The following is a 16024-nucleotide window of genomic DNA, read 5'->3' on the forward strand; positions in this document are numbered from 1 at the left end:
ATGCTGCTTCGGTTTACAGAAATTCTTTAGCAACCGCGCCTTTACCGGCAAGGTTATCTTCCGTTTTTTCTTTGTCAGCGGTTTCCGAAGGAATCTGGAATGTCCTCACCGCTTTTAACGCCAGCAGCAAAACTCCGCACGCGACAATGACCAGAGCACTGATGAACAAAACGCTGTCCAGTTCGAAACGCAAAGCGAGAATGCCTCCGATAAACGCTCCCAGCGGTAAAGCCGCGTTGGACAGCGTATGCAGGAAGGCCATCACCCGGCCCATCAACTGAGAAGGAGTGATAATCTGGATCAGCGAAGTCTGCAGCACATTAATAATACCTGTAAACACGCCCATCAAAAGGATCGCGGAAAGCTTCATCCACAGCGCGGGAACAATCGCGAACAGATACAGCGAAGCGCCCATAAGCAGCCAAGATATTGCGATCATAAGCCCGTTTTTTTTGAGCACGTTAATCAGCGCTGACCCTACGAAAATGCCGACGAAAAAGGCGATGTACAGCAGGCTGTAATAAATCGGCGATCCGTAAGAGACCGACATAGAAGGAACGGTGATGATGAGAATAGACATGGAGAAGTTGGTCAACGCAAAGAACGGCAGCATGATTCTAAGAAACGGGTTGCCCGCGACAAACCGGTAGCCTTCCACAAGCTCGCTTGTATACTCTCTGATCTTCAGCGGACCCTTTGGCGCGCCTCCTTCGCTTTTCTCAGGCTCCATCTGTTTCTTAAGCTGCACATAGATGAGTCCCGACAGGAAAAGCATTCCGCTGGCCAGATAAAACGTATTTTTCATCCCCAACAGCAAAATAATAGAGGCCCCGACCAAGTATCCCGCCACATTAATTAGCTGGTCCGTTGACGAGATCATGGCATTGGCTTTGACGATTCTGTCCGGCGACTGGATCAACTGCGGAAGCATTTTATTGTTCGCCGGATAGAACAGCATCGAAAAACAGGATGCAACGAATACAAGGATAAGTATCGCTAGTAAATTGGCGCCTCCATCGGTGATCAGGAACGGTACCGCCAAAATCAGTACGGCCTGCACGAATAAAGAGATGCTGGCCAGCAAGGACGGAGAATACCGGTCAACCAGCGGTCCCAACAAAAAGCTGAAGATAGAAGCCGCCGAAATAGCGGTAAACGTAAAGCTCGTAAACGAAACGGAAGCCGTCGACTTCTGAATGAAATACAGCAGGACGATCGAATAAATGCTATCCGCGATGTTGGCAGAGGTTCTGGACAAATAAAAGCGGACAAACAAACTGTTTTTAAACAAAGACATCTCATTTCAACTCCTTACAGCTTGATGGTCTGGAAGGTTGGGATCACGGATTCGAACATGCGGCGGATCGTTTCTTCGTCTTCCTCATAAGGCAGCAGGAGAGAAATGTGCAGAAGGTTGCCCGTATGCTGTACGGTGAAATAAATGACAGGCCGAACTTCCGTTGAATCAATGTCCGGATCGTCCAGTTCTTGGAGAAGTTCTCCGTCTTGCTGGGTTTCGCCGAGATAATTCACAACAATTGGCAGCTTATGAAGACTGTTCTGTAAATAATAGCCCGACAGCGGATAATCTTCTGCCGTTTCCCGGTTATAGATCAGGTTGAAAAAGTTCAGATTATGCGTTGAAGCCGCTTGAAGAAGATTTTGTACGGAACGCTTCTCATCACCTGATATTCCGCCAAGCAGAACCGGAATCTGATCAATGAATTCGCCGATCGTATCGTAATAATGGCGCCCCGTATAATGCCTTCCGTAATTCGTAAGCCAGACTGGTACTTCTTCCAAGCCGACATACCTTGAGAAAAATCGTTCTGCAAGGTCAAGAGCCTTCTCCCACATACGCTCGGCGAGATCCGTTCCGGCATCCTGCCCTTCCATGTTAATCTCATGCCGATACTTTGTGGCTTTGGAACGTTTTTTCCCCTGTAGGGCTTCTCCGATCACCGATGTTTGCTGGTAAAAAGATTCCAATCTGAAGCGTTCGTTAATCTCTGCATCGCCGATTCCAGCCGGACCTTGCCGGACTTGACCAACATAGCTGCGGTACGAGTGGTCAGGCCTGTTTCCTTCGTGCCTTGAGGACTGGTCCTCGTCTGCGTTGTAATACGCAAGTACGTCAGATCTCAAAATTTCGCTGCTCATGCCGTCAAAGATGATGTGCGAGCACGGCAGCAGCAGGATGTGCTCCCGCAAATTGAGTGAAATCAAAGCAAACCGGTATAGAGCGGCGCTGCCTCCCAGCTCATAAGGGCGTAAATAAAGCTCTTTTAACAGTCCTGACATGATTCGCTGCTGCACGGAGGGCAAGTATGCCGATAAATCAACAACTGGAAGAGCAAATCCCGGTGATTTTTCTTTCAGTTCCCATCCCCACTGTTCACCCGTCTGTACGAGTTGGCTTCTCAGCAGATCATGCTTCTCGATCACCCGCTGCAAAGCCGCATTTAACCGCTGCGTATCGATTATTTCGTCAAAAGATAGGATCGTGCCCGATGCTTCAGGATAAGCCAAGTGATACTCTTGGATTGGCGCCAACGAGTACTGCTCGGCAGCCGGCATCTGCGTAAGGGCGGTTCCCCAAGCCTCATGGGCAGATGAGACTTTTTTCAGGACACGCATCAGAGTATCCTGCAGGTCCGATTCCGTTAAATTAAGCGCTTCTGCTTGCAATGCCTGTCCAATCTCGGCGGCTGCAACCTTCTCCTCGTCTCCCTCTTCAGAAACGAGCTGCGGTTCTATAAAATGTGGATGAAGGTCTTTATGGAAGTTGGAACGGATAAATTGAGTAATCTCCGGCAGCCGCTTCTCGTGATCAGAGAAAAGCTGTAGAATCACTACCTTTTTGTCCTCACGCATGTCTGCTTTCAACCCGAATCCGGGACCGAACGTGTCGCGCAATAGCTGTTCCGCTTCTTCGAAAATCTTAGTGACGGCATTGTCCCTAACATGGTCGGAATGCTTGCCGGGAGACTCTGATCCGGCTTCTTCCGCCTCCTTAAAGGCAGGAAGAAGTTCCGACAATCCGCGAATCGTCTGCACCTGGAATAACTGATGCATCCCTATTTCCAGACCCAGCTCCTGCGCTTTGGATATAAGCTGGATAGCTTTAAGGGAGTGCCCGCCGAGTTCGAAGAAATTATCGTCGATACCGACCCTCTCCACACCAAGTACGCTTTCCCATACACCTGCCAGAAGTCTTTCCTTGGCGCTTCTCGGCGGGGCATACGGGGATGAGGAGAGTCCGTCCTGCTCCGGTTCTGGAAGTGCGCGGCGGTCGATTTTTCCGTTTTTCGTAAGCGGTAGAGAAGGCAGGAACACGAAGCGGGCAGGGATCATGTAATCGGGAATGCGCCCGCTCAAGTACGCTTTCACCTCAGACGGCGTGAGGAAGTCACTTGTTCCGATATAAGCGCAAAGGAATTTTAGTCCCTCTCCGGATTCTTTCACGGCGACAAATGCCTCGCGCACAGATTCGTGCCCAAGCAGCCGGGTCTCGATTTCCCCCGGTTCGATCCGGTAGCCGCGGATTTTGACCTGCTGGTCCATCCGCCCCAAATATTCGATGCTTCCGTCCGGCAGCCACCGTCCCAAATCGCCGGTCCGGTACATTCTTTCACCGGGACGGAACGGGTTCGGCACAAATTTCTCCCGGTTCAGATCTTCACGGTTCAAATAGCCCCTAGCCAGCCCGTCACCGCCGACGCAGATTTCTCCTTGAAGACCGACAGGCAGCAGCCTGCCCGACAAGTCCACCACATAGGCGGTTGAATTCGCGATCGGTCGGCCGATCGGAATGTTTCCATACTCCCGGTCGATAGGAAAGCAGCAGGAGAACGTCGTATTTTCCGTAGGGCCATAGCCGTTGATAACCGTAAGCTGCGGACAAGAGTTTCTTACCGAAGCGATCATGGTCGGCGAAAGCACGTCTCCGCCTACGAGCAGATACCGAAGCGGCGCAAACAAGGCCGGATTGGTTAACGCCAACTGATTGAAAAGTGGCGATGTCAACCACATCGTGGTAATTCCATATGCTTGCAAAGCCTCTTCCAACTTGCCGGCGTGCAGGAAAACGGATTCCGGCACAATGCATAGCTGGAGTCCGTTAAGCAAAGCGCCCCAGATTTCAAACGTGCAAGCATCGAACACAAGCGCGCCAGTAAGCAAAATGCGATCCGATGGTCCAAACGTAACAAAGTTGGTGTTTTTGACAAGACGGACAACGCTTCGGTGCTCGATCATTACACCTTTGGGACGCCCTGTCGAACCTGATGTGTACATGACATAAGCGAGAGATTCCGCATTCGCCGTGCGCGGTAAGTTGCTTTCGCTGCCGGTATACACTGAAGGGTCCGCCAAACTCAAAACAGTCCCTTTGAAGCTGCCAAGTAAACTTTGGGCCGAATTCGGGTCTCCTGCAAGCATTACTGCTGCCGAACTGTCATCCAGCATGTATGCGATGCGATCTTCGGGGTAAGAAGGATCGATGGGCAGGAAAGCTCCTCCCGCTTTGAGAATGGCTAGTATTGCAACGATCATTTCGGGCGACCGTTCAGCCATAATCCCCACTAGCGTATCCTTTGCGACACCAATTTCATGCAGTTTCCAGGCAAGCTGATTGGCTTTCCGGTTAAGCTCGGCGTAGGTGATCTCCTTGTCTCCAAAAAGAACAGCCGCTTCGTCCGGCCTCAGCGCAGCCTGTTCTTCAAACAATTCATGTACGGCGGCATCCCTCGGATACTCTGTCTTCGTCGCATTGAACTGTTCCAGAATCAGGTCTCGTTCACTGACGGTTAATAAGTCGATATCCGACAGTTTCATATCCGGGTTCTGAGAAATCTGCTTTAACAGCTGCACATAATGATCGGCAAATTTTCGTATAGTGTCTTCTTTGTACAGCTTTGTCGCATATTCAAAGCTTAAAGAAAGAAGCGGGCCTTCCGTGCTTTCCGTTTCCTGAGCGGTGAGAGTCAGATCAAACTTGGAAATTCCGTTGTGATGCTCAACCGCAGCAAACTCGACGCCATCCGCTCCCGGCTCGCGGGATTCCGTATTTTGAAGTACAAATACGGTGTCGAACAGCGGGTTGCGGCTAACATCCCGGCGCAGTTGAAGTTTCAAAATCAGGTCTTCAAGCGGTACCAGTTGGTTTTCAAACGCCTGCAGGGCGTTCTGTTTCACCTCATCGAGAAAAGCGGCGAACGTCTTCGAACCTGACGGATAATTGCGCAATGGAAGCGTGTTTACGAACATGCCCAAAACGTCCTCTAAATCTGCATGAGGCCTTCCGGCTACAGGAGTGCCGATAATCAGATCATCCTGTCCGGAATACTGGGCGAGCAGCGCGTTATAAGCGGCAAGCAGAATCATATAAAGCGTTGCACCCTGACGGGAAGCGGCTTGCTGCAGCCTCCGTGTCAGATCGTGATCCGCCTCGAAACCATAGACGGCCCCTTCAAAGCTCTGAAGTTGCGGACGCGCATAATCCAAAGGAAAGTTCAGGACAGGAATCTCGCCGCTGAACGTATCCAGCCAAAACTTTTCCTGACGTGCCACGGTGCCGTCTGCCGATAACTGATTCTGCCACAACGTGTAATCTTTGTACTGAACAGAAAGCTCCTCTAGTTCTTCTCCCCGATAGAGCCGGGTAAACTCCTCGGTCATCCGCTCAAGAGAAGTGCCGTCGGTAATAAGATGGTGCATATCGATCAGCAGCAGGTGACGCTCGACCTCCGTCTTTACGAGACTCGCACGCAGAAGAGGTGCCGTTCCCAAGTCAAACGGACGGATAAAGCCGTCTGCAATTGTTTTTATATGCGCTTCATTTTGATCGTCCGTCCAATCTGTGGACAAATCGGCAAGCTCCGTAACCTCTACCTGAAAAGAGATCTGCGCCGGATCATGAATGACCTGTACATACTCCTCCTGAATTCGAGTGAATGAAGTCCGAAGCGCTTCATGCCTTGCAATCAGCTTACGGAAGGTCTCATTAACCTTCTCGGGATTGAGCGCCCCTTTTACCTCGAGAATCAAAGGAACGTTATAGGCCGTTGCAGCTCCCGAGATTTCCTGTACGACCAGCAATCTGTGCTGGGCCGGAGATACCGGATACCAGGGTTTTTCAGTAGCTTTAGAGATCGGTGCATACGCTGCCTCCGTTCTGCCCTTTGCGGTGATTGCATCCGCCTGTGCTTGCAATGTCTGGGCCTCGAATACTTTTCGAAGAGGAAGCTCAACGCCGAATTCCTTCGATATTTTGGCAAGAAGAAGCGCCGCTTTCAAAGAATGCCCGCCACGTTCGAAAAAATTATCGTGGAGGCTCACGCGCTCGGCACCAAGCACTTCTTGCCACAACGAAACCAGACGAACTTCTGTCTCGGTTTCCGGTGCTGTATACTCATCGGAAGCTCCACTGGACGGATCGGGCGCTTGGAGCGCTTTTCTGTCGATCTTGCCGTTAGGCGTAAGCGGAAACTCCTTCAACGGGATAAAATGAGCCGGCACCATGTAAGACGGCAAACCCGAAGCCATATGTTCGCGAAGCTCGGAGGCGGCCGGAGATTCCCCTTCGGATGTGTAATACGCGCACAGCGTTTTTTCCGACGAGATTTCGTGAACGAGAACAATCGTCTCCCTTACCCCGCCGTGCTGCAGTAGTCGCGTTTCGATTTCACCGAGCTCGATCCGGTAGCCTCGGATTTTGACCTGGTGATCGATACGGCCCAAATATTCCAGATTGCCGTCAGGCAGCCATCTGGCGAGATCGCCCGTACGATACATTTTCCGCCCGGGGTCAAAAGGATTCGGAACGAATTTTTCGCCTGTGAGAGCTTCGCGGTGCAAGTAGCCGCGCGACAAAGCCTCTCCGCCGATACAAAGTTCCCCTGCCGTTCCCCGAGGTACAAGCTGCAAATCGGCATTCACCAGGTACACCTGCGTATTGTAAAGCGGCTTGCCGATCGGAATCATCCGGTGATTTTGCACGGCCGTGCCCCGCTTCGCTTCCCATACAGTCGCGCAAATCGTCGCTTCCGTCGGACCATAAGCATTAAAATAATCCACATGCGGACTCCATCTGCGGACCAGTTCCGGTGAAGATTCGGAACCTCCCGTAATCAATATCCGCAACGACGGTAAACGTCCGGGATCCAGATAAACGGCGAAAGTCGGCGGAAGCATGGCAAGCGTTATTCCGTTATCCCGGACAAACGCTTCAAAGGAATCCAATTGAACCAGCTTTTCTTTCGGGGCCAGGTATAGTCCTCCGCCCATAAAGAGCGCCATATACATTTCCCAAACGGAAGCGTCAAATGAAAAACTGGCAAATTGCACGATACGGTCTTCGGGACCCAATCCCAGCGTATTCTCGTAGAAAAGCTTCATGTTTGCCATACCCCGATGCTCGATCATGACGCCTTTTGGCTTGCCCGTAGTTCCGGATGTATATATCACATAAGCGAGATGGTCAGAGGTGACAGAAACGTGCGGATTGGTTTCAACCCCCGTATACCACTGCTCGTCCTCCATAAAGACCGTATGCCCGGTAAATTCCGTACTGCCCGCAAGATGCCGATGCGTCAGCAAAATCCGGGTTCCGCTATCCTCGAGCATGTACGAGATTCTCTCCTGCGGATACTCGGGATCTACCGGGAGATAGGCGCCTCCCGCTTTTAAAATGGCGAGAATTCCGATCACCATTTCGGGAGAGCGTTCGGGCATAATAGCTACAATGGTATCCGGCCCGACACCCAAATCCTGCATTGCTGCGGCAAGCCGGTTGGAACGTGCATTCAGCTCGTAGTAGGTATACCGCCGATCCTCAAACGACACGGCGATACGGTCGGGGTGTTTTTCCACCTGCTCTTCGAATAAGCCATGTATCGTTGAGGTTCGAGAGTACGGTGCAGCCGTCTCGTTCAGTTCTTCCAGAAGCAGCCGCCTCTCCTCTGCGGACAGCATGCCGATTTGTGAGAGCATTAAACTCCTGTTCTCCGCAATTTCCCGGAGAATCTGTATATAATGGCCGGCTAACCGCTCGACAGTTTGTTTTGCGTATAGTTTGGTCGCGTACTCAAAAGTAAATGTCAGCTCTTCGTCTTCTTCCGCCAAAAGCGAAAGATCGAATTTGGAAACGCCCGACTGGGCTTCATAAGGCTCCAGGAGCAGTCCTTCCATTTCCATCGACTGGGAACCTTTAGTCTGCAAGGAAAAAACCGTATCGAAAAGCGGATTGCGGCTGACATCCCTGCGAAGGCCCAGCTTTTCAAGCAGGCTTTCCAGCGGATACTCCTCGTGATCAAAAGCTCCCAAAGTTCCTTCCTTGATTTCGTTCAAGAAGGAGAGGAAGGTTTTGGATCCGGCAGGTGCCTGGCGGATGGCTAGCGTATTCACAAACATCCCGATCAGCGGCTGAAGCTGAGTATGAGTCCGGCCCCCGACCGGAGTTCCGATGACGATGTCTTCCTGATCGGTATATTTATGAAGCAGGACGTAATAAGCCGCAAGGAGCACCATGTAAAGTGTGGAACCGGTCTCCGAAGCCAGACGGCGGAGTTTATCCGCCAGCCCTCTGTCCGTCTCGAACTCGCAGCGTCCGCCTTCGAAGCTTTGCAATTGAGGTCTCGGGAAATCGGCGGGCATGTTCAGGACGGGAATTTCGCCCTCGAACACGTCCAGCCAGTATTTTTCCTGCTTAAGGAATACACCGTCACGCATTCGTTCCTGCTGCCAATACGCGTATTCCTTGTAGTGTACGGGCAGTTCGGGCAAAATTTCACCACGGTAGAGCCGGTTGAATTCTTCCGCCAAAATTTGCAGCGACAGGCCGTCCGAAACGGTATGATGCATATCCGTCATCAAAAGATGCCGCTCCGGCGCCAACCTGATCAAAGCGGCTCTGAACAGCGGTGCCCGGCTTACATCAAACGGACGGATAAAAGAGGAAACGCATCTTTCGATGACGTTTCTCTCTTCTTCCACGCTGGAAACCGTTTCTTCCGAATAGTCCAGCTTAAACAAGATCTCGTCCGGTCCATGAATGATCTGATCGTACTCCCCATCCCTCTTCCGGAAGGAGGTACGTAGCGTTTCATGACGGGAAATCAAGGCTTCAAACGCTCCTTGAATCTTCCCTACATGTACCGGACCTCTTGCTAGCAGGACGAAGGGCATATTGTAGGCGGCGGCCGTATCCCCGATTTCCTGAATCAGAAGCAACCTTTTCTGGCCGGCCGATACCGGATAAGCGTCCATTTTCTCCAGGGGCCTTAGACCGGCCGACGTGCCCGCCCCGCCTCCTGCCGGGCGGGACGCGGACAACCCTTCCTGAGCAAGCCTCGCTTCCAGAAGTTTACGTTTTTCCGGCGAGAGACTGGCTATTCGTTTCGATAAATCCACTTGGCGCACTCCCCTCTCCTGGTCTGTACCGTCTGTACCCTCTACACCTGCTCAAGCGCTTCGATTTCCCGTAAAATTTCCTCCAGCCTGCGAATCTCGTCCAATTCCTGCCGGAGATGCTCCGCAATTTCCGCGATAGTCGGCTGCCGGAAAAGCTGGCGCAGCTCCAGCTCGACCCCCCATTGTTCACGGACCTGGGCAACGAACAAAGACGCCTTAAGCGAATGTCCGCCGAGCTCGAAGAAATTATCGTGAACTCCCACTCTTGCAGCACTCAGAATACCGGCCCACATGGTGGCTAATTGCTCTTCGATCTCATCTCCGGGAGCTACGTAAACGGCTACGGAAGTTTGCACGGCATCCATGCCGAGCAGCGCTTTGCGATCCGTTTTTCCGTTCGGCGTCAAAGGGAACTTCTCAAGCTGGGCGAATGCGGCCGGGATCATGTAATCCGGCAGAATTTGTCCAAGGAAGGTACGGATTTCCGATGCCGGAATCTCCGTTTTCACAACGAGATATCCCGTTAACGTGTGTCCGCCGGAAGCATCCTCTCTTGCGAGGACAACAGCTTCTTCCACGGCTTCATGGCGTACGAGAGCGGTCTCGATCTCGCCCAGTTCGATACGATACCCTCTGACCTTGACCTGATGGTCCAACCGTCCGAGAAACTCGAGGCTGCCGTCCGGGAGCCACCGGGCAAGGTCGCCTGTCTTGTACATGCGTCCCCCCCCTTTGCCGAACGTGCAGGGAACGAATTTCTCCTCCGTCAGATCAGGCCTGTTCCAGTAACCGCGTGCCAGCCCTTCGCCCGCAATGCAGAGCTCGCCCGGCACTCCGGCAGGCTGCAGCTTGCCTCCCGCGTCGACAATGTAAATCTGCGTGTTGGCGATGGGCCTGCCGATATCGATGGAATCGGCTCTTGTCAGGTTCTGCACGGCAGACCAAACCGTCGTTTCCGTCGGTCCGTACATGTTGAAGATGTTCAAACCCGGGAACTCCTGCAATGAACGCAGAAGCGCAACCGGCATAGCCTCGCCGCCTACGAGAATATTGCGGACGTTCTGCAGGCTTGAGGCTCCTTCAGGGCTGCCGAGCAGCATTTGAAGCCGAGAAGGAGTAATTTGCAGCGTATCCATGCCGTGAGCGGAAATCAGGCCGCTGAGCGCTCCCGGTTCCGTCTGATGCAGTGTTTCCGCAAGGACGACGCTCATCCCGCAGGTAAGCGGAAGCAGCGTTTCCAGCACGAAGATATCGAAAGATACGGTCGTTAAAGCCAAAATTTTACGACCGGGAACGAATTCGATTTTTTCCCGCATCCCGGTAAAAAAGTTCGATACGGAACGGTGCTGGAGCATGACCCCTTTCGGATTGCCCGTTGAGCCCGACGTGTAGATGACGTAAGCGAGATGATGAGGTTCGCTGGCAGGCTCCAAATTGCCTGTTTCGCCGCTGTAAACTCCTTCATCATCAAGGGAGATGACGGCACCCGCAGTCTGTAAACCTTCCGTCAGTGCTCCCTCGGTCAGTAACACACGGGCTTCGCTGTCTTCCAGCATGTAGGCAACGCGTGCCGCCGGGAAATCGGGGTCAATCGGCACATAGGCGCCGCCCGCTTTCAGAACGGCCAGGAGGCCGATCATCATTGAAGGAGAGCGCTCCGTCAGCAGCCCGACGAGCCGGTCCGGTCCGACTCCGTGACTTTGCAGCGTGCGGGCCAGCGAATTCGCTTTTTCGTTCAGCTCCCGATAAGTGAAGACCTGATCGCCGAACAATAAAGCAGGGGCGTCGGGAGTCAAAGCCGCCTGTTCTTCGAACTGACGGTGAATCGTTTTGTCGTGGGCGAACGCTACGACCGTATCGTTAAATGACTCCACAAGCATGCGTCGTTCCCGTTCTTCCAGCATATTGATCGCCGACAATTTAATGTCCGGATTGCGAACGGCAGCCTCCAGTATGCGAACATAATGACCGGCAAGCCTCTGAACCGTTTCTTTTCTGAACAAGCCGGTTGCATATTCGAAGTGGAAATCGATGCCGCCGGTTTCGTTTTCTTCCGCCTGGAGTGTGAGATCCAGCTTCGATACGGCATGCCCGAACTCATAAGATTGGAACAGCTCACCCGGCTGGCCGATCTCTTCGATACCGAGATTTTGAAAAATAAACATCATATCAAACAAAGGATTACGGCTTAAGTCACGCTTGAGAGACAGCTTGTCCAGAATCGTCTCCAAGGGTATCTCTTGGTTTTGAAAACCTTCAAGAGCGGTTCGCTTAACCTCTTTAAGCAACTGACTGAACGTTTTATCCCCGGCGGGAAAACTTCTCATCGGCAGCGTATTGACGAACATCCCGATCAGCGGCTGCAAATCCGCATGCGTCCTGCCGGCAACGGGCGATCCGACAATAATGTCTTCTTGTCCCGTATAGCGATGCAGCAGCGTGTTGAAGGAAGCGAGCAGGACCATATATAAAGTCGCGCCGGCACGGGATGCCGCTTGCTTCAGCGCGTTGGCTTCACTTGATCCGAGCGTGAAGACATACCGGTCTCCCTCGAAGCTCTGGAGCGGTGGCCGCATATAATCGGTCGGGAAGTTCAGAACCGGCAGCTCGCCGCTCAGTTTCTCCGTCCAATAAGCTTCCTGGGCGTCCAATACGCCACTGGAGCTGCGTTTTTGCTGCCAGACGGCGTAATCCTTGTACTGGATTTTAAGAGGGGCCAGCTCTTCTCCGGCATAAAGCCGGTTAAATTCATTGGCAATAACCGCCATGGAAACACCATCGGCTATAATATGGTGTAGATCGATGAGAAGCGCCGTTCCCCCACAGATCAGATCCGCAGCTCCAACTCGGATGAGAGGAGCCTCCCCAAGTGTAAAGGGACGGATGAACCCTTCGATAACCCGGTCAAGCGCCTCTTTCTCGGCAGTTGTAAGAATATCTTGTACAGCAGTCCGCTCTTCCGGATGCCCGCTCGCTCCGTTACCGTCCGTATTTTCCGGCGTGATCTCTTCATCGGTTTTCAAAACCGCCGAAAATCCTGAAAAGGCCGGAATCTCCTCAATCCCGCTCTTCTCCTTTATTTCCGCCCTTTCGCCAAGTTCCGTTAAGGAAGGTGCCTCCGCTCCTGACAAAGTGACTTCTTCTACTTCAAAAACCACCTCCGGGTGACTTCTCTGAACGATATCGGATTCAATCTGCTCAAAGGAAGTTCGGAGCGGCTCATGGCGGGCAATCAACTTCTCAAAAACGGTTTGGAGGCGTCTGCGATCCAATGGAACCCTGCTGATCAGCACATGCGGAATATGATAAGCCGTGCTCTCTTGTTCGAGCTGATCCAGCACCATTAATCTTTTTTGAGCCGAAGTGACAGGATAAACGTCTTGTGGTTCGGCAGGCTCGATAGCTTGGTGAGCCGAGTAGGCTTCCTTGCGGATCGCCTCGGCCATCGTACGGATCGTAGGCGATTCGAACACCTGACGCAGCGGTAGATCAACCTGCAGCCGCTGATGTATTTTGGAAACCAGCAGCGCCGCTTTCAGGGAGTGCCCGCCCCGGTCAAAAAACGAATCGCCGGCACCGAGGTGTTCGACCCCCAGCACTTCCTTCCAGATGGCGGCAAGCGCTTCTTCCGTTTCGCCCTCGGGCGGAATATACCCGCTTTCATCCCAGGCCGTGTCCGGTGAAGGGAGCGCTCTGCGGTTCACTTTGCCATTGGATGTAAGCGGCATTTCCGGCAGGAATACGAAATAAGAAGGAATCATATACCCCGGAAGCTTTACGGCAAGGGACTCCCTCAGAAGTACCGTTTCCGGGGCAGGGTCCGGTCCGCAGACGAGATAGGCGCACAACACCTTCTGTCCCTGCCCGTCGGTCCGGTCCATCACGAGTGCTTCCTTTACCATCGGATGCCGGAGCAAAGCCGCTTCGATTTCGCCCAGCTCGATCCGGTAGCCACGGATTTTGACCTGGTGATCCAGCCGTCCGAGATACTCGATGTTGCCGTCCGGAAGCCAGCGGGCCAAATCACCCGTTTTGTAAATGCGGCCGGAAGGATCAAAATTCGCTGCCGCGAATTTTTCAGCTGTCAGCTCGGGCCGGTTCAAATATCCTCTGGCCAACCCCGTTCCTGCGATACAGAGCTCGCCCGCAACTCCGACAGGCTGGAGGCGGCCCGCGTTATCCGTAATGTAGAGTCGGATATTATCGATCGGTTTTCCGATCGGCACGCGATCCAGCGAATCTTTTCCAAAAGAACAATCAAAATAAGAAACATCTATGGTCGCTTCCGTCGGTCCGTACAGGTTAATCAGCCGAGAGCCGTTGGTTTGGTAAAACAGCGAATTAAACCGGTTTGCCTGTTGAGGATTGAGTGCTTCTCCGCTGGCGAATACATAGCGCAAACTAGCCAGAGCACCCGGTTCCAGCCGGCTCTCCGCATGCTCGAGAAAAACGGATAACATGGAAGGCACAAAATGCATCGTCGTCACATTGTACTTGTCGATAGCCTTTGCGATCTGCGCAGGATCTTTTTCCGCTCCCGGTTCCAGAAAAACGACTTTAGCCCCGTACGCCCCCCACCAGAACAGCTCCCAGACGGATACGTCGAAGCTGTAAGGCGTTTTCTGTAAAATGACGTCTTTTTCGTCCAACGGGTAACGTTTCTGCATCCAGTGAAGGCGGTTGATCAGAGCCCGATGCTCGATCATGACCCCCTTCGGATTTCCGGTCGTGCCGGACGTATATATGACATAAGCCAGATGCTCCGGTCCCGATCCGCGAGAAAGATTGCTTCCGTCACCCGTCAAAAGATTTTCAGCATCGAGCTCGACGGTTTCCGCACCGGCCGGAGCACGTTCCAACAGTTCCTTCTGCGCAAGTACAAGGACAGCCCCGCTGTCGGCGAACATGTAATCGATTCTTTCCTGCGGATGCCCCGGATCAATCGGCAGATAGGCACCGCCCGCCTTTAATATGGCCAACAACCCAACCATCAGCTCAATGGACCGCTCACAAAGAATACCGACCACAGAGTCCGGCTCCACGCCTTTTAAGCGCAGCTGCCGGGCAAGACGGTTGGCGCGCACGTTCAGTTCACGGTACGTAAGACGCTTCTCGCCGAATATGACGGCAATTTTTTCCGGTGTCATGGCTGCCTGGAGTTCAAACCAGCCGTGCATGGTTTTCTCGGCAGGATAGGAAGCACCGGTGTCGTTAAAACTACGCAGTTGGCTGCGTTCTTCATCCGTGAGCAGATTTATGCTGTCTAACGGAATGTCAGGCGTTTCCGTAATTTGCTCCAGCACCTGATGCAGATGCCCGGCAATCGCACGGATTCCCCCAAATTCGACATTCTCCGCATTAAAGCTGAATTTGATTTCAAGCTCTCGCCCCGGTATTACCGTCAGCGTAAGCTCATAATTCGTCTGCTCGAAGCCGTCCACTTCCGTGATGCGGAGGCTGTTTTTGGCCGGTTCCCCGTCTGCCCGTCGCCCTCCTCCTGTTTCATCTCCGGTACCGATCAGTTCTTCGGATATCGGATAATTTTCGAACACAACGAGATGACGGATCAGATTATGCTTTAACTGGGACTGCGCCTGAATGTCCGCAAGCGAAAGATAAGAATGCGCGTTGGATTCCATCCAGTCGCTCTGCACACGGCTCAATAAGGCGGCAAAGCTTTCGCTCTTCTCCCCGCTGATGCGTAACGGAATTGTATTGATGAACAGCCCGACCATGTTCTCGATGCCCTTAATTTCTTCGGGCCGGCCCGAAACGACGGTGCCGAAAACGACATCCGTGCTGTTGTTATACCCTTGGAGAAGCACGCCCCAGGCTGTCTGGAAAACAGTGCTTACCGTAACCTGCTGGCGCTTTGCGATCTGCTCCATCTTTTGTGTAAGTGCGGCGTCCAGCTTCAAAGAATGATGTTCAAGCCGGAAAGGGGTGCTGCCCTCCGCCCGATTGAACCCGGGAACTGTCGTTTCGTTTTCCAAGCCATCCAGGTACTTGCTCCAATAGTCTGCGGCTTCTTCCCTGTTCTGATTTTCCAGCCACTGGATAAAACTGCTGAACGGATACACCGGCTCTAGGCTGGCTCGAATTCCGTCCCGAAGCGACGTGTACAGGCTGAAAAAGTCGTTGGCGACGATGCCGAGGCACCAGCCGTCCATAACGATATGCGGAAAACTCCATACGAGTTTGCAGGTGGTCTCGCTCCATTTAAACAAAGCCAGACGAAGGGGAACGTCTTTTTCCAAATCGAAACCGTTCGTCCTGTCACTTCCGGTAAATTGTTCAAGCGCAGCCGTTTTGCGATCTTCGCTCAAGCCGCTAACGTCTTCCGTGTGGACGGAAGGCGCCTCCCTCTCCTGAAGCACCACCTGAAGAGGACGCTCCGTTTCTTTATATACAAACACCGTGCGGAAAATATCGTATCTCTCTATAAGCAGCTGAAGGCTCTGCTGCACCAGCTCACGATCCAACACTTCACCGACGGTAATGATATTTTGCTGAAAATAAGCTTCGGAATCCCGATCCAGCATGGAATGATACAGCATGCCTTCCTGCATGGGGGACAGCGGATAGATGTCCTTAATCTTCACTTGAGACACAA

General features: G+C 52.7%; 3 protein-coding genes. All 3 read right to left on the minus strand.

The window, feature by feature from the left end; genetic code table 11:
• Positions 1-13: 13 nt before the first annotated feature.
• Genes PCH01S_RS06415 through PCH01S_RS06425 form a run of 3 tightly spaced genes read right to left on the minus strand, consistent with a single transcriptional unit; the run spans position 14 to position 16022 of the window.
• Positions 14-1297, minus strand: coding sequence for an MFS transporter (locus PCH01S_RS06415; protein WP_042227809.1), 1284 nt, complete (start codon positions 1295-1297; stop codon positions 14-16).
• Between the two features lie 14 nt (positions 1298-1311).
• Positions 1312-9411, minus strand: a complete 8100-nt coding sequence (locus PCH01S_RS06420; RefSeq protein WP_241688866.1) for a non-ribosomal peptide synthetase — start codon at positions 9409-9411, stop codon at positions 1312-1314.
• A 41-nt stretch (positions 9412-9452) separates the two neighbouring features.
• Positions 9453-16022 (minus strand): non-ribosomal peptide synthetase, encoded by a 6570-nt coding sequence (locus tag PCH01S_RS06425; RefSeq protein ID WP_042227811.1) that lies wholly within the window; start codon positions 16020-16022, stop codon positions 9453-9455.
• Positions 16023-16024 lie beyond the last annotated feature (2 nt).

It is taken from the genome of Paenibacillus chitinolyticus NBRC 15660 (assembly GCF_000739915.1).
GTDB classification, from domain to species: Bacteria; Bacillota; Bacilli; order Paenibacillales; family NBRC-103111; genus Paenibacillus_F; species Paenibacillus_F chitinolyticus.